20 protein-coding genes are annotated in these 24685 nt (G+C 69.6%); 14 read left to right on the top strand and 6 right to left on the bottom strand.

The window, feature by feature from the left end; all coding sequences use genetic code 11:
* Positions 1-52: 52 nt before the first annotated feature.
* A complete protein-coding gene (locus tag M4V62_RS02735; RefSeq protein ID WP_425574975.1) occupies positions 53-2266 on the top strand; it encodes a discoidin domain-containing protein in 2214 nt (737 codons plus the stop codon).
* Between the two features lie 65 nt (positions 2267-2331).
* Here the strand turns inward: M4V62_RS02735 and M4V62_RS02730 are convergent, their stop codons facing one another.
* On the bottom strand, positions 2332-4557 hold the full coding sequence (locus M4V62_RS02730) for an MMPL family transporter (RefSeq protein ID WP_249585578.1): 2226 nt from the start codon (positions 4555-4557) through the stop codon (positions 2332-2334).
* A 241-nt stretch (positions 4558-4798) separates the two neighbouring features.
* Between M4V62_RS02730 and M4V62_RS02725 the strand changes: the two genes are divergently transcribed.
* Positions 4799-5530, top strand: a complete 732-nt coding sequence (locus tag M4V62_RS02725; RefSeq protein WP_249585577.1) for a TetR/AcrR family transcriptional regulator — start codon at positions 4799-4801, stop codon at positions 5528-5530.
* A gap of 16 nt (positions 5531-5546) precedes the next feature.
* On the opposite strand, the gene M4V62_RS02720 is transcribed toward M4V62_RS02725, so the two are convergent.
* Positions 5547-6776 (bottom strand): MFS transporter, encoded by a 1230-nt coding sequence (locus M4V62_RS02720; protein WP_249585576.1) that lies wholly within the window; start codon positions 6774-6776, stop codon positions 5547-5549.
* 73 nt (positions 6777-6849) lie between these two features.
* Here M4V62_RS02720 and M4V62_RS02715 point away from each other — a divergent pair, with 73 nt between their 5' ends.
* The 6 genes from M4V62_RS02715 to M4V62_RS02690 all read left to right on the top strand — a co-directional run bounded on the left by M4V62_RS02715 (position 6850) and on the right by M4V62_RS02690 (position 13736).
* A complete protein-coding gene (locus tag M4V62_RS02715; protein WP_249585575.1) occupies positions 6850-7611 on the top strand; it encodes a DeoR/GlpR family DNA-binding transcription regulator in 762 nt (253 codons plus the stop codon).
* 5 nt (positions 7612-7616) lie between these two features.
* Positions 7617-8210 (top strand): HAD family hydrolase, encoded by a 594-nt coding sequence (locus tag M4V62_RS02710; RefSeq protein ID WP_249585574.1) that lies wholly within the window; start codon positions 7617-7619, stop codon positions 8208-8210.
* Between the two features lie 328 nt (positions 8211-8538).
* Positions 8539-9951, top strand: a complete 1413-nt coding sequence (locus tag M4V62_RS02705; RefSeq protein WP_249585573.1) for a family 2B encapsulin nanocompartment shell protein — start codon at positions 8539-8541, stop codon at positions 9949-9951.
* A 97-nt stretch (positions 9952-10048) separates the two neighbouring features.
* On the top strand, positions 10049-11317 hold the full coding sequence (locus M4V62_RS02700; RefSeq protein WP_249585572.1) for a family 2 encapsulin nanocompartment cargo protein terpene cyclase: 1269 nt from the start codon (positions 10049-10051) through the stop codon (positions 11315-11317).
* 14 nt (positions 11318-11331) lie between these two features.
* The gene (locus tag M4V62_RS02695; RefSeq protein ID WP_249585571.1) at positions 11332-12216 is read left to right on the top strand and encodes a geranyl diphosphate 2-C-methyltransferase; all 885 of its coding nucleotides are present in this window, start codon (positions 11332-11334) and stop codon (positions 12214-12216) included.
* A 182-nt stretch (positions 12217-12398) separates the two neighbouring features.
* The gene (locus M4V62_RS02690; RefSeq protein ID WP_249585570.1) at positions 12399-13736 is read left to right on the top strand and encodes a cytochrome P450; all 1338 of its coding nucleotides are present in this window, start codon (positions 12399-12401) and stop codon (positions 13734-13736) included.
* Here M4V62_RS02690 and M4V62_RS02685 read toward each other — a convergent pair.
* Positions 13718-14107, bottom strand: a complete 390-nt coding sequence (locus tag M4V62_RS02685; protein WP_249585569.1) for a tautomerase family protein — start codon at positions 14105-14107, stop codon at positions 13718-13720. The two genes, M4V62_RS02690 and M4V62_RS02685, sit on opposite strands and share 19 nt — an antisense overlap.
* 118 nt (positions 14108-14225) lie before the next feature.
* Here M4V62_RS02685 and M4V62_RS02680 point away from each other — a divergent pair, with 118 nt between their 5' ends.
* Positions 14226-15116, top strand: a complete 891-nt coding sequence (locus M4V62_RS02680; protein ID WP_249585568.1) for a LysR family transcriptional regulator — start codon at positions 14226-14228, stop codon at positions 15114-15116.
* Here M4V62_RS02680 and M4V62_RS02675 read toward each other — a convergent pair.
* Positions 15082-15711: an alpha-ketoglutarate-dependent dioxygenase AlkB gene (locus tag M4V62_RS02675; RefSeq protein ID WP_249585567.1), complete on the bottom strand. Its 630-nt coding sequence runs from the start codon at positions 15709-15711 to the stop codon at positions 15082-15084. The two genes, M4V62_RS02680 and M4V62_RS02675, sit on opposite strands and share 35 nt — an antisense overlap.
* Before the next feature lie 143 nt (positions 15712-15854).
* Here M4V62_RS02675 and M4V62_RS02670 point away from each other — a divergent pair, with 143 nt between their 5' ends.
* Both M4V62_RS02670 and M4V62_RS02665 read left to right on the top strand, forming a co-directional pair.
* Complete coding sequence (locus M4V62_RS02670) at positions 15855-17045, top strand: NAD(P)/FAD-dependent oxidoreductase (protein WP_249585566.1); 1191 nt, start codon at positions 15855-15857, stop codon at positions 17043-17045.
* A 30-nt stretch (positions 17046-17075) separates the two neighbouring features.
* Positions 17076-18014, top strand: a complete 939-nt coding sequence (locus M4V62_RS02665; RefSeq protein WP_249585565.1) for a sigma-70 family RNA polymerase sigma factor — start codon at positions 17076-17078, stop codon at positions 18012-18014.
* A gap of 10 nt (positions 18015-18024) precedes the next feature.
* Here M4V62_RS02665 and M4V62_RS02660 read toward each other — a convergent pair whose 3' ends face one another.
* Positions 18025-18396: a MauE/DoxX family redox-associated membrane protein gene (locus tag M4V62_RS02660; protein WP_249585564.1), complete on the bottom strand. Its 372-nt coding sequence runs from the start codon at positions 18394-18396 to the stop codon at positions 18025-18027.
* Positions 18397-18787: 391 nt separating this feature from the next.
* On the opposite strand from M4V62_RS02660, the gene M4V62_RS02655 reads away from it, so the two are divergent.
* The 3 genes from M4V62_RS02655 to M4V62_RS02645 all read left to right on the top strand — a co-directional run bounded on the left by M4V62_RS02655 (position 18788) and on the right by M4V62_RS02645 (position 23632).
* Positions 18788-19093 carry a helix-turn-helix domain-containing protein gene (locus tag M4V62_RS02655; RefSeq protein ID WP_249585563.1) on the top strand — a complete coding sequence of 102 codons (306 nt, stop codon included), beginning with the start codon at positions 18788-18790 and terminating at the stop codon, positions 19091-19093.
* 321 nt (positions 19094-19414) lie between these two features.
* Positions 19415-21448, top strand: coding sequence for a DNA topoisomerase (ATP-hydrolyzing) subunit B (gene gyrB, locus M4V62_RS02650; protein WP_249585562.1), 2034 nt, complete (start codon positions 19415-19417; stop codon positions 21446-21448).
* 60 nt (positions 21449-21508) lie between these two features.
* On the top strand, positions 21509-23632 hold the full coding sequence (locus M4V62_RS02645; RefSeq protein WP_249585561.1) for a DNA gyrase/topoisomerase IV subunit B: 2124 nt from the start codon (positions 21509-21511) through the stop codon (positions 23630-23632).
* Between the two features lie 622 nt (positions 23633-24254).
* Here the strand turns inward: M4V62_RS02645 and M4V62_RS02640 are convergent.
* Positions 24255-24677, bottom strand: coding sequence for an SRPBCC family protein (locus tag M4V62_RS02640; RefSeq protein ID WP_249585560.1), 423 nt, complete (start codon positions 24675-24677; stop codon positions 24255-24257).
* Between the last annotated feature and the right edge of the window lie 8 nt (positions 24678-24685).

The raw sequence follows: 24685 nt of genomic DNA, 5'->3' as shown, positions 1-24685 counted from the left end.
CACCCGAGACCGAGCACTGACCTCCCCACTCACAAGGAAGGTGCACCACCCCATGGACAGATCTGACAGGAGCACCACAAGGAGTACGACAAGACCGGGTCGCGCGTGGTGTGCCGCCGTGGCCACCGCGGGCCTCGTCGGCACCCTCGTCACCGGCATCGCGAGCACCAGCGCGCACGCCGCAGAGGCGGCCGCGGGCGCCACCCTGCCCTTCACCTCCGTCGAGGCGGAGAGCGCGACCACGAACGGCACCAAGATCGGTCCCGACTACACGCAGGGCACCGTCGCATCCGAGGCGTCGGGCCGCCAGGCGGTGCGTCTCGCGGCGGGCCAGAGCGTCGAGTTCACGCTCCCCAAGGCCGCGAACGCGCTCAACGTCGCCTACAACGTCCCCGACGGCCAGTCGGGCTCGATGGCCGTGTACGTCAACGGGCAGAAGATCTCCAGGACATTGGCCGTCACGTCGAAGTACAGCTACGTCGACACCTCCTGGATCGCGGGCTCCAAGACCCACCACCTCTTCGACAACGCACGGCTTCAGCTCGGCCAGAACCTGCAGTCCGGCGACAAGGTGAAACTGGAGGCCACGTCCACGCAAGTCACCGTCGACGTCGCCGACTTCGAGCAGGTCGCGGGCGCCGCGGCCAAGCCGTCCGGCGCACTCTCGGTCACCGACAAGGGCGCCGACCCCACCGGCCAGGGCGACTCGACCCAGGCCTTCCGCGAGACCATCGCGGCGGCCAAGGGCGGCACGGTGTGGATACCGCCGGGCGAGTACAAGCTCACCCAGTCGCTGAACAACGTGGACAACGTCACCATCCGCGGCGCGGGCAACTGGCATTCGGTGGTGCGCAGTTCACGCTTCATCGACCAGTCGAGCGCACCCACAGGGAAGGTGGGGCTGCACGACTTCGCGGTGCTCGGCGAGGTCACCGAGCGGGTCGACAACAACCCGGACAACTTCGTCAACGGATCGCTCGGCCCGAACTCCACCGTCTCCGGCATGTGGTTGCAGCATCTCAAGGTCGGCCTCTGGCTGACCGGCAACAACGACAACCTGGTCGTGGAGAAGAGCCGCTTCCTCGACATGACGGCCGACGGCCTCAACCTCAACGGCACGGCCAAGGGCGTCCAGGTACGCAACAACTTCCTGCGCAACACCGGAGACGACGCCCTGGCCATGTGGTCCCTCAACACCACCAACAGCGACTCGACCTTCGCGGGCAACACCATCTCGCAGCCCAACCTGGCCAACGGCATCGCCATCTACGGCGGCCGGGACATCACCGTCAAGGACAACCTGATCCTCGACACCAACGCCCTGGGCAGCGGCATCGCCATCTCCAACCAGAAGTTCCTCGACCCGTTCTTCCCGCTGGCCGGCACCATCACCGTCTCCGGGAACACCCTCGTCCGCACCGGGGCCATGAACCCCAACTGGCAGCACCCGATGGGCGCGTTGCGCGTGGACGCGTACGACAGTGCCATCGAGGCCACGGTGAACATTACCGACACGACGATCACCGACAGCCCCTGGAGCGCGTACGAATTCGTGTCGGGCGGCGGCACCGGCAAGGCGGTCAAGAACGTCACCGTCGACCGCACGACCATCGACAAGGTGGGCACGGTCGTCGTCCAGGCCGAGACGCCCGGCGCGGTGAAGATGTCGAACGTCAAGGCCACCGGCGTCGGCGCGGCCGGCGTCTACAACTGCCCCTACCCGACCGGCTCCGGCACCTTCACCCTCACCGACGGCGGCGGCAACTCCGGCTGGGACAGCACCTGGGACGACTGCTCGACCTGGCCGCAGCCCGGCGGCGGCAACCCCGACCCCGACCCGGACCGCAACCTCGCCAAGGGCCGCCCGGCCACCGCGACCGGCTCCGCCGACGTCTACACCCCGGCCAAGGCGGTCGACGGCGACGCGGGAACGTACTGGGAGTCCACCAACAACGCCTTCCCGCAGTCGATCACCGTCGACCTCGGCAAGGCCGAAGCGGTGCGCAGGGTCGTCCTGAAGCTGCCGCCGCCCGCGGCCTGGGAGGCCAGGACCCAGACTCTGTCGGTCCAGGGCAGCACCGACGGAACCACCTACAGCACGCTGGCCGATGCGAAGGGCTACCGCTTCGACCCGGCGAGCGGCAACAAGGTCACCGTCACCCTGCCCGCCTCCGCCCCGAGTGTCCGCCACCTGCGGCTGCGTGTCACGGCCAACACGGGCTGGCCCGCGGCACAGTTCAGCGAAGTGGAGGCCTACCTCTCCTGACAGGCCGCGCGCCCCGCTCGCTCACGGCAGGTGCCGGGCGGGCGGGGCGCGCGTCTCGCGTGGGGTCAGACGTGCGCCGAGTCCTTCGTGTACGGCGACTCGGCCGAGGGCTCCGGCGCCGCGAGGCCTTCGCTGAGTCCGAACCGCCCGTGGACCTTGCGCAGGAAACCGGGCGCGTACCAGGCCGAGCGGCCGAGCAGGCGCATCGCGGCGGGTACGAGGATCCCGCGCACGGCGACCGCGTCGATGAGGATGGCGAGACCGCTGCCCAGGCCGAACATCTGCATGAAACTGAGCTTGGCCGTGCCGAAGGCGAAGAAGCTCACCGCGAGCAGGCAGGCCGCCGCGGTGACGATGCGGCCGGTGTGACCGAGGCCGTTGGTCACGGCGGACTCGTTGTCCTCGCCCAGGTCGTGGAGTTCCTTGATGCGGCTGGTGACGAACACCTCGTAGTCCATCGAGAGGCCGAAGGCGATGCAGAACATCAGCACCGTCATGGACACCTCCATGGGCTGCGCCGTGAAGCCGAGCAGGGAGGAGAGGTTGCCGTCCTGGAAGATCCAGGTCATGACGCCGAGGGTCGCTCCCAGACTGATCATGTTCAGGAGCAGCGCACGCAGGGGCTGGACGATGCTGCCGGTGAACAGGAAGAGCAGGAGGAAGGTGGTGAGGGCGACCAGGGCCACGGCGATCGGGAGCCGGCTGCCGATGGAGTCCTTGGAGTCGACCAGTTCGGCGTCGACTCCGCCCACCAGAGGGTCTGCCCCGGCGGGCGGGGAGACCGCCCGGACCTCCGTGACCAGGCTCTGGGCCTCGTCCGACTTCGGCACCAAGGCGCTGACCACGGTGATCTGCTGCGCGTCGGGGCGGCCGAGGGCCTTGTTGCCCGGGGCGCCCGCCTCGGAGTGTCCTTCGGCGTAGATGCCCTGGCTGGTCTCGACGCGGACGACGTGCTTGAGCCCGGACAGTTCGGCCGCGTACGTCTCCAGTGGCGCTTTGCCCAGGGGCTTGTCGATGGCGACGTGGAGGGCCGCGTCGTCGTTGCCGTTGAACTTCTCCTGAAGGACCGACGAGACCTGGCGGCTCTCGGCGTCCTCGGGCAGGACGCGATCGTCCGGAGTGCCGAAGGTGATGCCGAGGAGCGGACTCGCCGCGAGGAGCAGGACCGCGAGCACGGGCAGTGCGGTGAGCGCGGGGCGCCGCATGACGGTGCCGGCGAGGCGACCCCACAGGGGTGCCCGGGACGCGGGGCGCTCGCGCTTCGCCCACGGCAGGCGTCCGCTGTTGACCCGGTGCCCCAGGACGACGAACAGCGCCGGCATGACGAACAGGGTGCTGATGGCGGCGATGGCGACGACGCCGACCCCGGCATAGCCGAACGAGCGCAGGAAGTACTGCGGGAACACCAGCAGCGCCGCGAGTGCGGCCGCCACGGTCGCGGCGGAGAACGCGACCGTACGGCCCGCCGTGCTCACCGTCCGGCGGACGGCGTCCTCCACGCTTGCGCCGGTTGCGAGTTGCTCCCGGAAGCGGCTGACCATGAGTAGGGCGTAGTCGATGCCGAGCCCGAGTCCCAGGGCCGTCGTCAGGTTGATCGCGAAGACGGACACATCGGTGACACTGCCGAGGACGAAGAGTTCCGCGAACGTGCCCGCGATGGCGACGAGGCCGATCACCAGCGGCAGCAGGGCCGCCACCAGGCTGCCGAAGACGAGCAGGAGCAGCACGAGGGTGAGCGGCACGGCGATGGCCTCGGCCAGGAAGAGGTCCTTGCCCGACTGCGTGCCCATCTCGCTGGTCACGGCGGCGCCGCCGCCTGCCTCGACGCTGAGCGCGCCCTCGTACGGGCCGGTGTAGGTGTCGATGACGCCCTTGGCGTTCTCGTCCCGCTCCAGGTCGTCGCCCCGCACATGGGCGAGCACCATGGCCTCGCGGCCGTCCTTGGAACGGAGGTCGGGACTTGCCGTGTCCCAGTACGAGACCACGTTCTCGAGGTGCTTCTCCTTCCTGAGATCGGCCACCAGGGCCTTGGCGCTCTGGCGCGCGGCCGGGTCGTCGATGCGGCCTTCGGAGGCACGGACCAGCAGGACGAGGTTGGTCTCCCCGCCGAACTTCTCGTCGATGACTTCGCCGGCCCGGGTGGACTGGGAGGCGGGGTCGTCGTAGCCGCCTCCCAGCAACTTGCCGAAGGCGCCGGCGCCCAGGGCGCCCATGAGGGCCATGGCCGCGACGGCGACGACGAGTATGAGCCGGGACCGGCGGATGGCCAGTTCGGCTATGCGTTCAAACACGCACGCTCTCCTTTGGTGTCCGTACGGCGAAAACGACGCGAAGCGGCCGGAGTTGAGTGGTGAAGGGCCGGCGTGGTGCTCAGCGGGGCGTCTTTCGCTCCGTCAGAACAGGTGCGGTGTCGCACTCTTCGTCGCCGCTGACGACGTTAGTGAGGTGGCGGCAAATTTGGCAGTGTTAGATTTTCCGCACACCCCGCAGCTTCCGGGTGGCCCACCGGGGCGACCGCCGTACGGTCGCCGCATGACCGCAGAGGAGCACGCCATGGCCCCGACGACCACCCTGCGTCAGCGACGCCGGGCCGCCGCCACCCAGGAGATCCTGGACGCCGCCGAGCGCCACATCACCGAACACGGCCCCGCGGCCCTGTCGTTGAGAGCGATAGCCCGCAGCCTCCAGATGACCGTGCAGGCGCTCTACCACTACTTCCCGAGCCGGGACGCCCTGGTTACCGCGGTCGTCACCAAGGCGTACGACGACCTCACCGATGCCGTGCAGGCCGCCGTCGACAGCGCGGCGGACGACTCGGACCTGCCGGGTCTGGTGGTCGCCGCCGAGGGCTACCGCCGGTGGGCCATCGCCCACCCCGAGCACTTCCAGCTGCTCTACGGGACACCGCTGAGGGACTACGCGGCACCCGCCGAGGGTTCGACCACCCAGGCGTCGCGCAGGATGAGCGCGATCTTCGAGCGCGTGCTGTTCGACGGGTTTACCGCGGAGCAACTCGCCGCGGCCGAGGCCCCCGCGCTCTCGCCGTCACTGCGGGCGTACCTGGAACAGCTTCCGCACTTCGGGCACGGACATCTGCCGGCCCCCGCGACCGCACTCATCCTGAGCGCATGGGGACACCTCCACGGGCTCGTGGTCCTGGAGGTGTTCGGCCACACCTCTTTCCTCGGCGAGCACCAGGCCGAGATCTTCCGCATGGCGATGCGGAACCTGGTGGCGGACATGCACCGCCGGATCCCCTCGTGAGTGCCCGCGTGAGGTCCTATGTGTTGAGTTCGTACGTGGTGACCTCGCTGTCGCGGTTCTCGGCGGGGGCGGCGGCGGTGGGCCGGGTGCGCAGGATCCCGGCGGTGCAGGCGGCCAGGACGCAGAACGCCACGGGCAGGAAGAACGTGAGGTTGAGCGGCACGGCGTGCGTGAGCGGCCCGATGACGGCGGGCCCGGCGAGCATGCCGAGGTAACCGAGGCCCGCGACTCGGGAGACATTGGCTCCGGCGGCGTCCTGGTCGGCGTGGCCCGCGGCGCTGAACAGCTGCGGGATGCAGCCGGAGAGCCCGATCCCGAACACCGTCCAGCCGAGCAGGGCCAGCGGTATCCACGGGGACAGCGCGGCCACCGTCATGCCCACGGCGGCCACCGAAGCGCCGTGGCGCAGTACGGCCACCGGGCCGTGGCGCGCGGCGATCCGGTCGGCGAGCAGCCGGCCGACGGTCATCGCCGTGGCGAAGGCGCCGTAGGCGAGGGCGGCGGTGGCTGCGGGCGCGTCCAGGGTGTCCCGCAGGTGGAGCACGCTCCAGTCGTTGGCGACGCCTTCGCAGAGCATGAGCATCAGGGCGAGCGCGGCCAGCATCCAGATGCGCCGGGGCGTCCTGCGCCGGGTCGACGTCTCGGCGGCGGAGTCCGGTTCGGTGGGGTCCGGTTCGGTGGGGTCGGCCTCCGGACGCAGCAGCGCGGGCGCGGCCAGCGCGGCGACGGCGAGGCCGAAGAGCGCCACGGCGCCAAGGGTCAGCGACGGGCTCAGCTCCCAGCTGAGGGTGCGGGCACCGACCAGCGCGGCGAGGACTCCGCCGATGGAGAAGGTGGCGTGGAAGGCGGACATGACGGGTCGTTCGTAGCCGCGCTCGACCTGGATGGCGTGGGCGTTCATGCTGACGTCCAGGCAGCCGTTGCCGAGGCCCAGCACCAGCAGTGCGGCCCCCAGCGCCCAGGCGCTCGTGGCGAGCCCCGGCAGGACCACCGCCGCACTGCACAGGGCCGCGCTGAGCGGTACGACGGTGCGGGCGCCGAAGCGGTCGGTGAGCGGACCGACGAGCTGCATCCCGGCGAAGGCCCCCGCGCCGAGCAGCAGCAGGAGCCAGCCGAGCACGGCATGGCTGATGCCGGCGCGGTGTTCGACGGCCGGGATGTGGACGATCCACATCCCCATGAGGAAGCCGTTGAGAGTGAAGTAGACGAAGGTGGCCAGTCGGCCCGAGCGCAGCGATCTTTCCATGTCATCGAACATAACGAACATAGAAGCTGTTCGGAAGATTGCGTGTCGCACATCCATCATGTTCAATGTCGGCATGGCGAGCAGCACAGACCGACTGAGGCAGATCAGCGATGCCGTACGCGAGGCCGGCCGGATGGGCGTCGCGGAGCTCGCGGAACTGACCGGCGCTTCGGAGATGACCATCCGCCGCGACCTGGAGGCCCTGGCGGACCAAGGCGCCCTGGAGCGCTACCGCGGCGGCGCGAGAAGCCTGCTGCTGCGCGGCGAGGAACCGCCCTTCGCACTCCGGGCGCAGGACGGCATCGAGGCCAAGCGGCGCATCGCCGCCGAGGTCGCGGGCCTGATCGCGGACGGCGAGTCCGTCGTCATCGACAGCGGCACCACCTGCCTGGAAGTGGCCCGCGCGCTGGAGCAGTGCCGCCTGACCGTGATGCCGCTGTCCCTCCACGCGGTGAACGCGCTCACCGGGGCGCCGCAGCTGACGCTCCTGGTCCCGGGCGGCAGGCCCCGGCCCGGTGAGCTGGCGCTGACCGGACCGCTGACCGAGGCGTCCCTGGCCGCCCTGCGCTTCGACACCGCGGTCATCGGCTGCTGCGGACTGAACGCGACACACGGCCTGACCGCGTACGACCTGGACGACGCCGCGGTCAAACGCGCCGCGATCGCATCGGCCCGCCGCGTCATCGCCGTCGCGGACGCCCCCAAGCTCTCCCGCACGGCCCTCGCCTTCGTCGCCCCGGCCGCGGCCCTGCACGCCGTCGTCACCGACGAGGCCGCCGCGCAGGACGAGACCGACGCGCTGTCCGCCGCAGGCGTCACCGTACGAAAGGTGTGAACCCCGTGACCGTCGTGTTGTTCGATCTGTTCGGGGTCATCGCGCGCCACCAGTCCACCGAAGGCAAGGACCGCCTCGTCCGCACGGCCGAGGTCCCCGCCGCTGCGTTCTGGGACGCCTACTGGGCCTGCAGACAGCCCTACGACCAGGGCGAGTTGACCGGCCCCGCCTACTGGCGCCAGGTGGCGGACTCCCTCGACGTCCGCTTCGACGCGCACCGGATCGCGGACCTCATCGACGCCGACATCGCCGGCTGGAGCGCCGTGGACGAGGTGATGGTCGCCCTGGTCGAGGAGCTCGCGGCGTCCGGCCGCCGTATCGCCCTCCTGTCCAACATCCCCGAGGAGCTCGCCACTTACTACGAGGAACACCACCCCTGGCTCAAGCGCTTCTCCCTCCGCGCCTTCTCCTGCCGCATCGGCCACGCGAAGCCGGACCTCGGGGCGTACGAGTGGTGCCTGAACGCCCTGCGCGCCGCGCCGGACCGCGTCCTCTTCGTCGACGACCGAGACGAGAACATCCGCGCCGCCGAGACGGTCGGCATACGCGGCCACCGGTTCACCACGCCCGAGAGGCTGAGAGAAGCCCTCACCCCCTGACAGCGGCTCATCGAGCAAGTCCATCCAGAAGAACGTCAGTTGGAACACCGCCTTCGGAGCCGAAGGCGGTGTTCTCTTGTGCCCGCGTGTCCGTGCATGCCCTCTCGGCCAGGTGGCCGGAACGTCGCCGGTCGCCGGGATAAACCCTGTACGAAGCAAGATCACTGTTTCGTGTGCTGCCCACGGCCTTATCGGGCGAGCCAGGCGCAACGGCCGTTAAATGGGCACCGGATCAAGACGAATTCCGCGACATTACGCCCCTACTTCCGCGTTCGCCGGTTGGCGCGCCCACGCCGATTACCTCCCTCGTGAAGGAGAGCTCGCCCCGATGACCGTTGAGACCAGCCCGGCAGCACAACTGGAACCGCCCCGGCGGTCCAGCCTGAGCACCGCGGCTGCCCGTAACCTCGCCCATACGACCAAGTCCGCCCCGCAGATGCAGGAGATCACCTCTCGCTGGCTGCTGCGGATGCTCCCCTGGGTGGAGACCAAGGGCGGTGCCTACCGCGTGAACCGCCGACTGAGCTACACCGTCGGCGACGGACGCATCGAGTTCGTCCAGGACGGCGTCGACGTCCGGGTGATCCCCCGGGAACTGGGCGAACTGGCCCTGCTGCGCCGCTTCGACGACGTGGAGGTGCTGACCGCGATCGCAGGGCGGTGCGTCCAGCGCGACTTCCGTGCCGGTGAGGTACTGGTCGAGCGCGGTGCCCCCGCCGAGGCGCTCCACCTGATCGCCCACGGCCGGATCAGCCAGCACTCCGTGGGGAAGTACGGCGACGAGGTCGGCGTCGCGGTCCTCGCCGACGGCGACCGGTTCGGGGAGAACTCCCTTCAGGACGCCGACGCCAGGTGGGAATCCACCGCGAAGGCCGAGACCGCGGGCACCCTGCTCACCCTGTCCCGCGCCGACTTCGCCGCCGTGCTGTCCACGGCACCGAGCCTGCAGACCCACCTTCACGAGCTCAGCCGGCTCCCGAAACAGCGCCAGAACAAGCACGGCGAGGCCGAGATCGCGATGTCCGCCGGACATGTCGGCGAAGCCGAACTGCCCGGCGCCTTCGTCGACTACGAACTCAAGCCGCGCGAGTACGAACTCTCCGCCGCACAGACCATTCTGCGGGTCCACACGAGGGTCACCGACCTCTACAACGGGCCGATGAACCAGACCGAGGAGCAGCTCAGGCTCACCATCGAGGCGCTGCGCGAGCGCCAGGAGCACGAGCTGATCAACAACCGCGAGTTCGGCCTGCTCCACAACGCCGACTTCAAGCAGCGGATCCAGCCCCACTCGGGCCCGCCCATCCCGGACGACCTCGACGAGCTGCTCTGCCGCCGCCGCGGCACGAAGCTCTTCCTCGCCCACCCCAGGACGATCGCGGCGATCGGGCGTGAGTTCAACGCCCGTGGGATCTACCCCGATCACGTCGACCTCGGCGGACAGCAGGTACCGGCCTGGCGCGGGGTCCCGATCCTGCCCTGCAACAAGATCCCCATCACCAAGGAGCAGACCAGCTCGATCCTCGCCATGCGCATCGGCGAAGACAACCAAGGCGTCATCGGTCTGCATCAGACCGGACTGCCGGACGAGTACGAGCCCGGCCTGTCGGTGCGCTTCATGGGCATCGGCGAGCAGGCGATCACCTCGTACCTGGTCAGCACGTACTACTCCGCCGCCATCCTGGTGCCCAACGCCCTCGGCGTGCTGGAGAACGTGCAGATCGCCCACAGGCGCGCCTAGAGGATCCGTCGTACGGCCACGACAGCCCGGAACCCCCCGGGCCGGGCAAGCGTGCCCGGATCCGGGAGAGGCCACCCACCCCACCAAGGAGCCACGGATGCCCGATCCCGGGTTCTCCCCTCCGCAGTCGAGCCCGCCTGCCGCTGCGGCCCTCATCGGGGAGCAAGTCCCCACCCCCGTCCACGCCGGCGGCGTCCCGTCCGACCTGCCATCGACCCCCCTCTCCGAGCTGGAGCGGATCCTGCGCGGCCCCAGCGGCCTCGGCACCGCGAGCTTGCACCTGGCCCGGCGCGAGGAGCCGCCGGGGTTGTCGGAGCTGTCGCAGCCGGCGGGGCCGTCGGAGCCACCGGAGCTGTCGGAGTCTGCGGCAACTGAGCCGCCGGCGGAGGCCCTTCACATCCCGGGCCTCTACTACCACCCGGTGCCGGAGCCTGACCCCGCACGCGTTGAGGAGGTCAGCCGCCGGGTCAAAGACTGGGCGGTGGACGAGGTCGAGCTGTTCCCCGACGAGTGGGAGGGCCAGTTCGACGGCTTCTCCGTCGGGCGCTACATGGTCGCCTGCCATCCCGATGCCCCGACCATCGACCACCTGATGGTCGCCACACGCCTCATGGTCGCCGAGAACGCGGTCGACGACTGCTACTGCGAGGACCACGGAGGCTCGCCGATCGGGCTAGGGGGACGCCTTCTCCTGGCGCACACCGCCCTCGACCACCTGCACGTGACGAAGGAGTACCAGCCGCAGTGGGCGCAGTCGCTGCACGCGGACGCGCCGCGGCGCGCCTACCGCTCCGCGATGGACTACTTCGTCCAGCAGTCCACCGCCTCACAGGCCGACCGCTACCGCCACGACATGGCCCGACTGCACCTCGGGTACCTCGCGGAGGCCGCCTGGGCCCAGACGGACCACACCCCTGAGGTGTGGGAGTACCTGGCGATGCGGCAGTTCAACAACTTCCGGCCCTGCCCCACCATCACCGACACCGTCGGCGGCTACGAACTTCCGGCGGACCTGCATGCGCAGCCGGCCATGCAGCGGGTCCTGGCGCTCGCCGGTAACGCGAGCACCATCGTGAACGACCTGTACTCGTACACCAAGGAACTCGCCAGCCCCGGACGGCACTTGAACCTGCCCGTGGTGATCGCCGAGCGCGAGGATCTCTCCGAGCGGGACGCCTATCTGAAGGCGGTCGAGGTCCACAACGACCTCATGCGCGACTTCGAGGCCGAGGCCGCCGAGCTGGCCGCCTCCTGCCCCGTCCCGAGCGTGCAGCGCTTCCTGCGGGGCGTGGCCGTGTGGGTCGACGGCAACCACCACTGGCACCAGACCAACACCTACCGATACAGCCTGCCCGATTTCTGGTAAGGACGGAATTACCTGTGACCAGCACTGAGTTCACCACTGTCGACAGCGCCGCCGCGTTCGTCCCCGCCCCGGCGACGCCCTACCAGGGCGACATCGCGCGCTACTGGAACAACGAGGCGCGGCCCGTGAATCTGCGGCTCGGCGACGTCGACGGGCTCTATCACCACCATTACGGCATCGGCGACGTCGACCACGCCGCCCTGGGGGATGCCGACGACAGCGAGCACGAGAAGAAGCTGATCACCGAGCTCCACCGTCTGGAGTCGGCGCAGGCCGAGGTCCTGCTCGACCACCTCGGCTCCATCGGGCCCGACGACACGCTCGTGGACGCCGGTTGCGGCCGGGGCGGTTCGATGGTCATGGCTCACCAGCGGTTCGGATGCAAGGTCGAGGGCGTGACCCTGTCGGCCAAGCAGGCCGACTTCGCCAACCAGCGCGCCGATGAGCTGCGCATCCAGGACCACGTCCGTGCCCGCGTGTGCAACATGCTCGACATGCCCTTCGAGACGGGCCAGGCCGCGGGCTCGTGGAACAACGAGTCGAGCATGTACGTCGACCTGCACGACCTCTTCTCCGAGCACTCCCGGGTCCTTGAGGTCGGCGGCCGCTATGTGACCATCACCGGCTGCTGGAACCCGCGCTACGGCCAGCCCTCGAAGTGGGTCTCCCAGATCAACGCGCACTTCGAGTGCAACATCCACTCCCGCAGGGAGTACCTCCGCGCCATGGCCGACAACCGCTTGGTGCCGCAGGCCATCGTCGACCTGACGCCCGCGACCCTGCCCTACTGGGAGCTGCGGGCCACGTCGTCCCTGGTCACCGGCATCGAGGAGGCGTTCATCAACTCGTACAAGGACGGCTCCTTCCAGTACGTCCTGATCGCGGCCGACCGCGTCTGACCGACGCCGACCGCAGGGGCCGGACCGTCACCGCGCGGTCCGGCCCCTCCGCGCGCGGCGACGCGGGCTGTCGCGTATCGCTCCACCTCCCCTACAGTGCGTGACGCCTCCACCCGTCCGTGCCGACGTACAGCCGCCGAACCGTCCGTGCCGACGTACAGCCGTCGAACAGGAGCAGCCCCGTGGCCACCCGCGCCCGCCCCGGCTCCCTCCCGTCGCCTCCCGGGCGCCGGGTGCCGGAGCTCGATCCCACCGTCGTCGGACAGTGGCAGGCCGGGGGAGGGGAACTCATCGAACTCTTCGCCCAGGCGCGCGAACAGCTCGGCGGCATCGCCGCCTTCCGGCTCGGTCCGCGGCCGACCGTCCTGGTCACCGCCCCCGAGGCCGTGCAGCACGTGCTCGCGTTCCACCCCGACCGGTACGTGAAGCGTTCGCACCGCGCGCGGATGCTGATCGGCGACGGAGTCCTGGCCGCGACGGGCGACGCGTGGCAGCGGCAACGACGGCTGCTGCAGTCGCAGTTCACCGGCCGTGGCATGCGCCGCTACGAGCAGCGGATCACCGGGGCCGCCCGGACCACGGCGGCGCGCTGGGCCGGGTACGCCGCCACCGGGCAGGTCTTCGACGTCGGCGACGAGATGCGCCGCTTCGCCCTTGACACCATCTGGCGCTCCCTGACGGGACATGCCCTCGACCCCGCCTCGGAGCGCGAACTGGCCGCCGTGGCCGCGGTGGTGGCCGCGCTGCCGAGACTGCCCGCCGACGGCGCCGCGGCCCAAGGGGCGGTCGCCGCCGACCTGGCCAGGATCGACGCGGTGGCGAGCCTGGCCATCGCCGCCGCACGCGACGGCGAGGCCGGACCGGACGGTCCCGGTCTGCTGCACGTCCTGATCGAAGCGGCCGAGACGCGCCCCGAGTACACGGACCGGCTGATCCGCGACGAGCTGGTCACCCTCCTTGTCGCCGGACACGAGACCACCGCGACCACCCTGACCTGGCTCCACCTCCTGCTGGACCAGAACCCGAAGGCACGGGAGCAGGCCCTGGCCGCGGGCCCCGACGGCTCGCCCGAGCGGCGACAGGCGATCCAGGCGCTCGTCCACGAGACGCTGCGGTTCTACCCGTCGGCCTGGATACTGCCGCGCTGCGCGGCACAGGACGACATCCTCGCGGGGTACGAGATCGAGGAGGGCACCGACGTCCTGGTCTGCCCCTACCTCACGCACCGGGACCCCCAACTCTGGGAAGACCCGGGCCAATTCGATCCCACGCGCTTCACCACCCCCGGCCGGCGCCCCACCCACCCGGGAAGCTACTTCCCGTTCGGCATCGGCCCCCGGGCCTGCCTGGGCCTGCAGTTCGCCCTCCGGGAGTCGACCGCCCTCCTGGAGCTCCTGCTGCCGGCCCCCACCCCGCACTTCCGCTCCACTCCGGCGAAGGCCGCCTACAGCATCACGGTCCGCCCGGATGGGCCGACACCCGCGGTCCTTGGCGATGAGGGTCAGCCCGCCTGGCGGTAGTAGTCGAACTGGGTCACCCCGTGGTAGCCGTAGCTCTCGGGAGGCAGTTCGTGCAGCGCGACGCCGCAGCGGGCGAGCGGGCCGAGAAGGTCGGTCAGGAGCTGATCGGCCCCGGCGATGAAGGCGGCCTTCTCCGCGGCGCTGTTCGTGCCCAGGGTGATGCTGACCTCGACGTGCGCGTCGAGGCCGCCGGTCAGGGGCTCGGCGTCGACGAAATAGAGGGCGGCCGGAACCACGTCGATGTGGACGATGGTGCGCGCGCTGGACTTGCCGAGGGCCGAGACCGCGAGGGCGGTGAGCCCCTCGGCGAGGGCGCGCTGTACGTCGGTGGGCAGGTCGGCGTCGGTGACGGTGACGCGGATGTACGGCATGGCTCTCCTCAGTACGTGCTCGGTGGGCGCCGGCCGGAGTCGGCGGCACGGAGCAAGCCTGGCCGACCTGCAACGATGGATCCAACGCACCGACGTCATAGCCATATGAGGCCGCCGCATGACCGTGAACATTCCCCAGCTGAGGGCTTTCCTCGCCGTCGTCGAAGCCGGCGGCTTCAGCGCGGCCGCCGTCGAGCTGGGCATGAGCCAATCCGCGGTCTCGCACGCCGTGGCCTCCCTCGAACGCGAGCTGAAGGCCCCGCTGCTGGTCCGCGCCACGCCGGTACGGACCACGGCGCTGGGGGAGGGGATCCTGCCGCACGCCCGCACCGCACTGTCGGCGGTCCGGTCCGTGGAGGAGATCGCGGCCGAAGTCGCCGGGACGATGACGGGCACCGTACGTCTTGCCTGCACACCGACGGTCTGCCAGGGGCTGGGCCCGGAACTGCTCCGGCACTGGAACGAGGCCCGACCACAGGTGACGGTGCGGGTCTTCGAGGGCGACAGCACCGAGATCGCGGCCTGGCTGGCGGACGGCGTGGCGGATGCCGCCATCGTGATCGACCCGCCGCCCGGACAGGGGATCCACCTGACGGAGGACCGCTACCGGGCCGTGCTGCCCCGGGACCACCCCTTGGCGGACGAACCGCTCGTCGGCATCGGGGACTTGGAGGACGACCGGTTCCTGATATCGCCCAACAACTGTGAAGCCCGCATCCGTGCGATTCACGCCCAGGCAGGGCTGCCCTTCGCCCCCGCTCACCGAGTGCGGGACCTGGCGACGCTGATCAGCATGGTGCAGGCCGGTGTCGGCGTGACGGTCCTGTCAGAGGTCTCCCGCTCCCTGCTCCCGCCCGACCTGGTCCTGCTGCCGCTGAAGCCGGAGATGTCCCGCGACCTCGCACTGACCGGCCCTCACACAGGCCCCTGGCATCCAGCGGTCCGCACGCTGGCGGAGTCGGCCGCCGCCTGCCTCACTGCACTCCGTGCGGGCGGAACTGAATGCTGATGCGCCCTCCGGCCGCCCGGGTCGACTTGGGGATGGCGTGCTCCCAGGTGCGCTGGCAGGAGCCGCCCATCACGATCAGGTCGCCGTGCCCGAGCGGGCGCCGGACGGTCTCGCCGCCGTGGCGCGGGCGGAGCAGCAGGTCGCGGGGTGCCCCGGCCGAGAGGATGGCGACCATCGTGTCCTCGCGGGCGCCCCGGCCGATGCGGTCGCCGTGCCAGGCCACGCTGTCGCGTCCGTCGCGGTAGTGGCACAGGCCGGCCGTCGTGAACGCCTCGCCCAGCTCGGCGGCGTAGTGCGCGGAGAGTGCCTGGCGGGCCTCGTCGAGAATGGCGTGGGGGAGTGGTTCGCCGGCGCGGTAGAAGGCGAGCAGTCGCGGTACGTCCACGACTCTTTCGTACATCTGCCGGCGCTCGGCCTTCCACGGGACGTCCGCGGCCAGCCGCTCGAACAGGACATCGGCGCCACCGAGCCAGCCCGGCAGGAGGTCGATCCATGCCCCGTCGCCGAGGACTGTCCTGCGAATTCCGTTCAGAGGTCCCAGGCGCACGTCGTCGCCCTGATCGAAGAGTGATCCCTGGAGCTGGTGCGTCGCCATGCGGCCAGTGTATCCAACGAGTCGAACGTATGAACTAATACGTACCGCGCGTCAGCCCGGTGACCCGCGTCACATCCGACTCCTGTCAGCAATCGGGCCGCCATCTCGTTCAGAGGGCACGCGAACGAGACAGGAGCAACGCCATGAAGCACCGCATCGTCGTACTCGGCGCCGGATACGCCGGGGCCTTCGCCGCCGGGAACCTGGCCCGTCGGCTCTCCCCCGCCGACACCGAGATCACCGTCGTCAACGCCGTGCCCGACTTCGTCGAGCGAATGCGGCTCCACCAGCTCGCGATCGGCCAGGACCTCGGATTCCGCAAGCTCGCCGACATATTCGCGGGCACCGGGGTGCGACTGCGCCTGGCGCGCGTCACCGGCGTCGACCCCGAGCGCAGGACCGTCGCCGTGACCGGCGAGGACGGCGACGGGGAACTCGCCTACGACACGCTTCTCTACGCGCTCGGCAGCTCCGTGGCCCACCACGGCGTCCCCGGCGTGACCGAGCACGCCTTCGATGTGACAGGCCGGGACTCGGCGCTGCGGCTGCGCGAACGCATGGCCGGCCTGGGCGAGGGCGGCACCGTCCTCGTAGTCGGTGAGGGGCTTACCGGCATCGAGAGCGCCACCGAGTTCGCCGAGTCCCGGCCCGACCTCTCGGTCGCCCTCGCCGCCCGCGGCGAACTGGGTGCCTGGCTCTCCCCGAAGGCCCGCCGCCACCTGCGCCAGGCCTTCGACCGGCTCGGCATCACCGTCCACGAGCACACCGGCATCGAAGCCGTCGAGCCGACCCGGGCGATCACCGCCGACGGCACGTCGATCCCGGCCGAAGTGACCGTGTGGACGGCCGGGTTCGCCGTGCACCCCATCGCGGCCGCCAGCGGTCTGGAGGTCGCCGAGACCGGCCAGATCGTCGTCGACCGCACCATGCGCTCGGTCTCGCACCCGGACGTGTACGCCGCGGGTGACAGCGTCCACGCGATCGGCGAGAACGGCCGCCCGCTGCCGATGTCCTGTGCCTCGGCCGGCTTCACCAACATGCAGGCGACCGCCGCGATCATCGCGCGCCTCACGGGCGGCGAGGTCCCGACCCGCGCCCTGAAGTACGTCGGCAACCACATCAGCCTCGGGCGGCGGGACGCGATCTTCCAGGCGGTGGACGGGGAGGCCCGGTCGAAGTCCTGGTACCTGGGCGGCTGGGCCGCCACACGGTTCAAGGCGGGCATCCTCAAGGGGTCCGTCCTGAGCATCGCCCATCCGACTTTCGGCCTGCCGAAGCGCAGGCGCCGCCTGGCCACCGTGTCCGACCGGCCCGGTGTGAGGGTCGCCGCATAAGTTGTTCGAGGGTGTTCTAAGTTGTTCCGCATGGACAGTGCAGCCGTCGATCGGTTCGAGGCCAGCCGCGGCCGGCTGGCCTCGCTGGCGTACCGTCTGCTCGGCTCGGCCGCCGACGCCGAGGACGCCGTGCAGGACGCGTTCCTGCGCTGGCAGGCCGCGGACCGCGACCGGATCGAGGTGCCGGAAGCCTGGCTGACCAAGGTCGTCACCCATCTCTGCCTCGACCGGCTCCGCTCGGCGCAGGCGCGCCACGAGCGAGTGGCCGGCGCCTGGTTGCCCGAGCCGCTCCTCGACGGCGACCCGATGCTCGGACCTGCCGACACCTTCGAGCAGCGCGAATCAGTGTCCTTGGCCGTACTGACCCTCTTGGAGCGCCTCTCGCCGGTCGAGCGGGCCGTCTACGTCCTGCGTGAGGCCTTCTCGTACGGCCATGCCGAGATCGCCGGGATCCTCGACATCACCGTGTCCGCGAGCCAGCAGCACGCCCACCGGGCCCGCATCCGGGTCTCCGCCGAGCGCCGGCGCGGCGGCGAGACCGACCCCGCGTCCGCGCGCCGGGTCGTCGAGGAGTTCCTCGCCGCCGCCATGTCGGGGCGGACCGAACGGCTCGTGGAGCTGCTCACGGATGACGTGACGGCGGTCTCGGACGGCGCAGGCCTTGCCAAGCGTCTCCTGCGGTACAAGACGCGCGAGCGGGTCGCCTCCTACGTACGGGCAGGCTTCAGGCCCACTCCGGCGAAGCGGCGCCTTGCCGGCGGCTCGCCCGCGCTCCATGTCGGGGTGGTCAACGGCTCCCCGGCCGTCCTCGCCGTGATCGACGGCCGGGTCGTGGGCGCTGTGGCGTTCGAGGTCAGTGACGGCAAGGTCGCGTTCCTGAGCGGCATCGCCGCCGCGCACCGGCTCGTGCGCGTCAACGAGGTCTGGAGGCAGCACGAGCCGGACGCGCCGGTCATCAAGGCATGGTGACCAGGGGCCGTCACGCCGCGGACCCGGCCACGGCGACGGCCCAGGCGATGTAGAGGACGTTCACCACCAGCCGAGCCACCGCACCGACCGGCCGCTCCAGCAGCCTGGGCCGGTCCGGCCGCGCGCGTCGCAGCGCGTCCACGTGGGACACCTGGTAGCAGCTGATCAGGACGGCGGCGGCCCAAGCCCCGGCCTGTCTGGTGCAGGGAACCAGCACCAGCACACCCACCACGACCTCCGCCGCCCCGCTGACGGCCACGAGGAGCCGCTCCCGGCGGAGCCATGCGGGTACCAGCGTGCGGAAGTAGCCGGGGGCCAGGAAGTGCGTGACTCCTGTGACGGCCAGGAAGACGGCCAATCCGACGGCGGCGATAGCGTGCATGGCACGATGATCCGTTCACCTCGTGCCTGGGTACTTGAACAAAACGATCGCCGCATCGTCTTCGCCTCCGGCGCCGAGGCGACGATGTTCGCCGAGTCGCGCCCGTTCCGCGTCGCCCGACACCGGCTGCCCGTGTGGAAAGCCGTGCTGCCGATCGGCGGCCACGCCGAACTCCTTCAGCCGGCGGGGCCCATGGTGGCGGCTCCCGGTCTGATCGTGCCGCCCCAACTGGCCCACACCTGCGCGGCGACCTCGCCGTACGTCGCTCTGTTCATCGACTCGTGGCTGCTGCCGCCCTGCCCGGGGCCGATCCGGCTCGGCGCGGGTGAGGTCCGCCCTCGATCCGAGAGTCGCCCACGCCATCGACCTGTGCACGGAGCGCGAGCCGGACATGCCCATCACCTCCGTCGCCGACGAGGTCGGCCTTTCGGCCCCGCGGCTGCGCGCCCTGGTCCGGCAGGACGTGGGCATCGCACTGGCCCGCTTGCGCCGATGGGGGCGGCTCCGCACCGCGATCGCCGACCTGCCGGATTCCACGACAGCCCTGGCCGCAGCCACCGCGGGCTTCGCCGACCAGGCCCATCTCACCCGTACCGCGCGGGACTTCCTCGGGCGTACGCCTGCGTCTCTGCGACGCGGAGGTCTCTCAGCAGGCGGCTCGAACCGGCCCGAATCGGCGCCTGCGCGCGGGCGGTGAAGTTCCGCGTCTCTGGCCGACATTTTCGCCCGCACGGACGCCCCTGAGGGCCCTTCTGGCGCCCTGGCGGATTGGTTTCGGTAGGGGGAGTAATCGACACCCCTTTTCTTACGTCTCAACGCCGTTCAGAGGTCTTCCTGCCCTGGTGGGTGATGGCGCGACCGGTAGTCTGGTGACTGTTCCGGTCTGGAGTGCTGAGGCCGGTTCCCGCCTGCGTGGGAGGGCTTTGCCTGCCCTCGGGGCGATCTCTCTGTCAGTGATCTGGCGTTTCCGGCTGCCTTGCCGGGGGCGCTGTTCGTCGTGCCCGAAGAAGGAGCATCCGTGACCGAAGCTGGTACCTCCACCGCTACGCCTGCTCAGCCTCGCGCCGGTGGCGAGTCGTCCTATGACGCGAACGCCATCACCGTCCTGGACGGTCTTGACGCGGTCCGCAAGCGGCCGGGCATGTACATCGGCTCCACGGGGGAGAGGGGGCTGCACCACCTGGTGCAGGAGATCGTCGACAACTCGGTGGACGAGGCCCTGGCCGGGGTGGCGGACCGGATCGACGTGACGATCCTCGCGGACGGCGGGGTGCGGGTCGTCGACAACGGCCGTGGCATTCCGGTGGGCATGCACCCGGTGGAGAAGAAGCCCGCGGTGGAGCTGGTGCTCACTGTCCTGCACGCGGGCGGCAAGTTCGGCGGCGGTGGCTACGCCGTCTCCGGCGGACTGCACGGCGTGGGCCTGTCGGTGGTGAACGCCCTGTCCACGCGCTTGTCCGTGGAGATCTGGACCGAAGGCCACCGCTGGACCCAGGAGTACAAGGCCGGTGTGCCGATCGCTGCGCTGTCCCGCCACGAGGCCACTGAGCGAACGGGTACGTCGATCACCTTCTGGGCCGACGGGTCCATCTTCGAGACCACCCAGTACTCGTTCGAGACTCTGGCCCGCCGCTTTCAGGAGATGGCGTTCCTCAACAGGGGGCTGACCCTCACCCTCACCGACGAGCGCTCCGCGGCGCGGGCCACCGCGACCGCGGACAGGGCGGGCTCGGACACCGTCGAGGAGCAGCGGGCCAAGACGGTGGCCTACCGCTATGAAGGCGGGATCAGCGACTTCGTCAGGCATCTCAATGCCCGCAAGGGCGAACCGGTCCACCCCACCGTCATCGATTTCGCCGCCGAGGACGGCGAGCGCCTGATGTCGGTGGAGGTGGCGATGCAGTGGAACAGCCAGTTCTCCGACAGCGTCTACTCCTACGCCAACACCATCCACACCCACGAGGGCGGCACCCACGAAGAAGGCTTTCGCACCGCGCTGACGACCATCGTCAACCGGTACGCCCGCGACAGGAAGCTGCTGCGGGACAAGGACGACAACCTCGCCGGTGAGGACGTCCGCGAGGGCCTGACGGCGATCATCTCGGTCAAGCTGGGCGAGCCCCAGTTCGAGGGCCAGACCAAGGCCAAGCTCGGCAACACCGAGGTGCGCACGTACGTACAGAAGATCGTGCACGAGCAGCTGGCGGACTGGTTCGACCGCAATCCGAACGAGGCCGCGGACATCGTCCGCAAGGGCGTTCAGGCGGCAACGGCCCGGGTGGCGGCCCGCAAGGCCCGGGACCTGACCCGCCGCAAGGGCCTGCTGGAATCAACGGCTCTGCCGGGCAAGTTGTCCGACTGCCAGTCCAACGATCCGAGCAGGTCCGAGATCTTCATCGTCGAGGGCGACTCCGCAGGCGGCTCGGCCAAGTCCGGCCGCAATCCCGAGTTCCAGGCCATCCTGCCGATCCGGGGCAAGATCCTGAACGTAGAGAAGGCGCGCATCGACAGGATCCTGCACAACCAGGAGATCCAGGCGTTGATCTCGGCCTTCGGCGCGGGCGTGCACGAGGACTTCGACATCGAGAAGCTCCGCTATCACAAGATCATTCTGATGGCGGACGCCGACGTCGACGGCCAGCACATCAACACGCTGCTCCTGACGTTCCTGTTCCGCTTCATGCGGCCGCTGATCGAGCACGGCCACGTCTATCTCTCGCGACCGCCCCTCTACAAGGTCAAGTGGAGCCGGGATCACGCCGAGTACGCCTTCTCCGACCGGGAACGCGACGCCCTCATCGAGCAGGGCCGTCAGGAGGGACGGCGCATCAAGGACGACTCCATCCAGCGCTTCAAAGGCCTGGGCGAGATGAACGCCGAGGAACTGCGCATCACCACGATGGACGTCGATCACCGTGTCCTTGGGCAAGTGAGCCTGGACGACGCCGCCGTCGCCGACGACCTCTTCTCCGTTCTCATGGGCGAGGATGTCGAGGCACGCCGCTCCTTCATCCAACGCAACGCCAAGGACGTCCGTTTCCTCGACATCTGAGATACGTGAGATGTCCGAGACATCCGACCCCAACTGCCGCCGCATCGGAGGAAAACCCGCGTGAGTGCATCCCCGCACCCCTCACCCGCAACCGCCCCGGCCGGGGCCGTGACAGGCGGTTCCGACTACACCGCACGGCACTTGATGGTTCTGGAAGGCCTGGAGGCGGTCCGCAAGCGTCCGGGGATGTACGTCGGGTCGACGGACAGCCGTGGCCTGCTGCACTGCCTCTGGGAGATCATCGACAACTCCGTCGACGAGGCCCTGGGAGGCCACTGCGGCCACATCGAAGTCATCCTCCACGACGACGCCTCGGTGGAGGTCCGGGACAACGGCCGAGGCATCCCCGTCGACACCGAACCTCGTTCAGGACTCTCAGGGGTTGAGGTCGCCTACACCAAGCTGCACGCGGGCGGGAAGTTCGGCGGTGGCTCGTACGTGGCCTCCGGCGGCCTGCACGGCGTGGGCGCTTCCGTGGTCAACGCCCTGGCCCACCGCCTGGACGTGGAGGTCGACCGGCACGGCCACACCCATGCCGTCAGCTTCCGCCGCGGTACGCCCGGCATCTACCACGGCAACGGCCCCACGGCGGACTTCACCCCCGCCAGTGGCCTCCGCAAGACCGCGAGGACACCCAAGACGCGTACGGGTACGCGGGTGCGGTACTGGGCGGATCGCCAGATCTTCCTCAAGGATGCCAAGCTCAATTTGGAGACGCTGCATCAGCGTGCCCGGCAGACGGCGTTTTTGGTGCCGGGTCTGACGATTGTGGTGCGTGATGAGTACGGTCTGGGGGAGGGCGGTACCAAGGGGGAGGAGTCCTTCCGTTTCGACGGCGGGATCAGTGAGTTCTGTGAGTATCTGGCGCAGGACAAGGCGGTGTGTGATGTGCTGCGGCTGTCGGGGCAGGGCAGTTTCAAGGAGACCGTGCCGGTCCTGGATGATCACGGGCAGATGACGCCCACCGAGGTGACCCGTGATCTCGTGGTGGATGTGGCGATGCGCTGGGGCACGGGCTACGACACGACGCTGCGGTCCTTCGTGAACATCATTGCCACGCCCAAGGGCGGCACGCATGTGTCGGGCTTCGAGCGCTCGCTGACGAAGACGATGAATGAGGTGCTGCGCAGTCAGAAGGTGCTGCGGGTGGCCGAGGACGACATCGTCAAGGACGACGCCCTGGAGGGGCTGACCGCGGTGGTCACGGTGCGTCTGGCGGAGCCGCAGTTCGAGGGGCAGACCAAGGAGGTGCTGGGCACCTCGGCGGCCAACCGGATTGTCGCCCAGGTGATCGCCAAGGAGCTCAAGGCGTTTTTGACGTCGACCAGGCGTGATGCGAAGGCGCAGGCGCGGGCGGTGATGGACAAGGCGGTGGCCGCGGCCCGTACGCGGATCGCGGCGCGTCAGCACAAGGATGCCCAGCGGCGTAAGACGGCGCTGGAGTCGTCGTCGTTGCCGGCGAAGCTGGCGGATTGCCGCAGTGATGATGTGGAGCGCAGCGAGCTGTTCATCGTGGAGGGTGACTCGGCGCTGGGCACGGCGAAGCTGGCGCGGAACTCGGAGTTCCAGGCGTTGTTGCCGATCCGGGGGAAGATCCTCAATGTTCAGAAGGCGTCCGTGTCGGACATGCTGAAGAACGCCGAGTGCGGGGCGATCATCCAGGTCATAGGGGCGGGGTCGGGGCGGACCTTCGACATCGACGCGGCCCGCTACGGGAAGATCATTCTTCTGGTGGACGCCGATGTGGACGGCGCGCACATCCGGATCCTGCTGCTCACCCTCTTCCAGCGTTATATGCGTCCGATGGTGGAGGCGGGCCGGGTGTTCGCGGCGGTGCCGCCGTTGCACCGGATCGAGCTGGTGCAGCCGAAGAAGGGGCAGGACAAGTACGTCTACACGTACTCGGACAATGAGCTGCGCGAGACGCTCCTTGAGTATCAGCGCAAGGGGATCCGGTTCAAGGATTCCATTCAGCGTTACAAGGGTCTGGGTGAGATGGACGCGGACCAGCTCGCGGAGACGACGATGGATCCGCGTTATCGCACGCTGCGGCGGGTCAACATCGGTGACCTGGACGCCGCCGAGCAGGTCTTCGATCTCCTGATGGGCAACGACGTGGCACCCCGCAAGGAATTCATCACCAGCTCAGCCGCCACACTCGACCGCTCACGGCTGGACCTGTAGCCGCCGGTGACGGCTCCCAAGATGTGACTGATCAGCATTCAGGCGATGATGCTCACGAGCACGTTCCTTTCCCCCGTGCGCATGTCGGTGCTTGATCTGCCGTCCGGCACTGGGGCGACTGTCCAGCCGAGGGCGGCTCACGCGGGACCAGGGTCATCAGCCGCAGGGAAAACGTCACTCGTTTGGCGGCCTGCCGGGTGAAGACCGCGGTCCACGCCGCGGATGTGAAGAGAGCGTTGCAGGCTCTCCATCTCTTCGGTGCCGTGAGCATGCCAGTCAGGGGCAGGCGAAAAGAGAAGCTGCGAGGAGGACGCTGCCGATGCTAGTTGTCGCTCTTTTGCTCTTGCCGGTCATGGGGCTCCTGATGGTCGCCATGGACCGCATCGAGGACCTGATGAACGGGGAACCGTCGCCGAGAACCGATCGGCGTGTACGTCACCTTCGCCTCATCCACGGGGGCGGACACGCAGGACGCCATCGAGCGCCAGTCGCCGAGCAGCACCACAGCGACGCGGCCTGACGCGGCCTGACGCGCGAGGAAACGGCGCTGCGCCCACTTCAGCAGACGCGGGCGCAGCGCCGTTTCCTCGTGTGCCAGGGGTCCCCGACTCCGGGGCTGGGGCTATCGGGCCGTCTTCTCGGCGAGCTTCTGGAACTCACCCAGGTCGTAGTTGGCCAGGGTGGAGTCGAGGTTCGTGAGGGCGCCGAGGTGTTCCACGAAGCCCTTGGGGTCGTACTCGATCTGGAGTGTCACCCGGCTCGTGGTGTCGCTGAGGCGATGGAAGGTCACCACGCCGGCGTGATCCACCCCCTCGACGGTGTGCCAGGCGATCCGGTTCTCGGGCACCACTTCGGTGAGTTCGGCGACGAAGTTCTTCTCCGCACCGGGCAGCTCCAGCTGCCATGCGAAGCGGCGCTCGTCCATCGGCTCGACCAAGCGTACGTGGCTGAGGAAGGCGGGCCAGCGCGTCACGTCGCTCCACAGCGCCCAGGCGACGGACACCGGCGCCTTGATGTCGACGGACTCGAGCAGGGACGCGGACATACGCACCT

The sequence above is a fragment of the Streptomyces durmitorensis genome, assembly GCF_023498005.1.
Classification (GTDB): domain Bacteria; phylum Actinomycetota; class Actinomycetes; order Streptomycetales; family Streptomycetaceae; genus Streptomyces; species Streptomyces durmitorensis.
Note: the sequence above shows the minus strand (reverse complement) of the source record. Positions and strands in the feature narration are given on the sequence as shown.

Bases quoted from the DNA above. Each gene is read 5' to 3' on its own strand.
- M4V62_RS02735 (WP_425574975.1), top strand. From the start codon at position 53: ATGGACAGATCTGACAGGAGCACCACAAGGAGTACGACAAGACCGGGT.
- M4V62_RS02725 (WP_249585577.1), top strand. From the start codon at position 4,799: ATGACCGCAGAGGAGCACGCCATGGCCCCGACGACCACCCTGCGTCAG.
- M4V62_RS02720 (WP_249585576.1), bottom strand. From the start codon at position 6,776: ATGGAAAGATCGCTGCGCTCGGGCCGACTGGCCACCTTCGTCTACTTC.
- M4V62_RS02715 (WP_249585575.1), top strand. From the start codon at position 6,850: ATGGCGAGCAGCACAGACCGACTGAGGCAGATCAGCGATGCCGTACGC.
- M4V62_RS02705 (WP_249585573.1), top strand. From the start codon at position 8,539: ATGACCGTTGAGACCAGCCCGGCAGCACAACTGGAACCGCCCCGGCGG.
- M4V62_RS02700 (WP_249585572.1), top strand. From the start codon at position 10,049: ATGCCCGATCCCGGGTTCTCCCCTCCGCAGTCGAGCCCGCCTGCCGCT.
- M4V62_RS02685 (WP_249585569.1), bottom strand. From the start codon at position 14,107: ATGCCGTACATCCGCGTCACCGTCACCGACGCCGACCTGCCCACCGAC.
- M4V62_RS02680 (WP_249585568.1), top strand. From the start codon at position 14,226: ATGACCGTGAACATTCCCCAGCTGAGGGCTTTCCTCGCCGTCGTCGAA.
- M4V62_RS02675 (WP_249585567.1), bottom strand. From the start codon at position 15,711: ATGGCGACGCACCAGCTCCAGGGATCACTCTTCGATCAGGGCGACGAC.
- M4V62_RS02670 (WP_249585566.1), top strand. From the start codon at position 15,855: ATGAAGCACCGCATCGTCGTACTCGGCGCCGGATACGCCGGGGCCTTC.
- M4V62_RS02665 (WP_249585565.1), top strand. From the start codon at position 17,076: ATGGACAGTGCAGCCGTCGATCGGTTCGAGGCCAGCCGCGGCCGGCTG.
- M4V62_RS02660 (WP_249585564.1), bottom strand. From the start codon at position 18,396: ATGCACGCTATCGCCGCCGTCGGATTGGCCGTCTTCCTGGCCGTCACA.
- M4V62_RS02655 (WP_249585563.1), top strand. From the start codon at position 18,788: ATGCCCATCACCTCCGTCGCCGACGAGGTCGGCCTTTCGGCCCCGCGG.
- M4V62_RS02640 (WP_249585560.1), bottom strand. From the start codon at position 24,677: ATGTCCGCGTCCCTGCTCGAGTCCGTCGACATCAAGGCGCCGGTGTCC.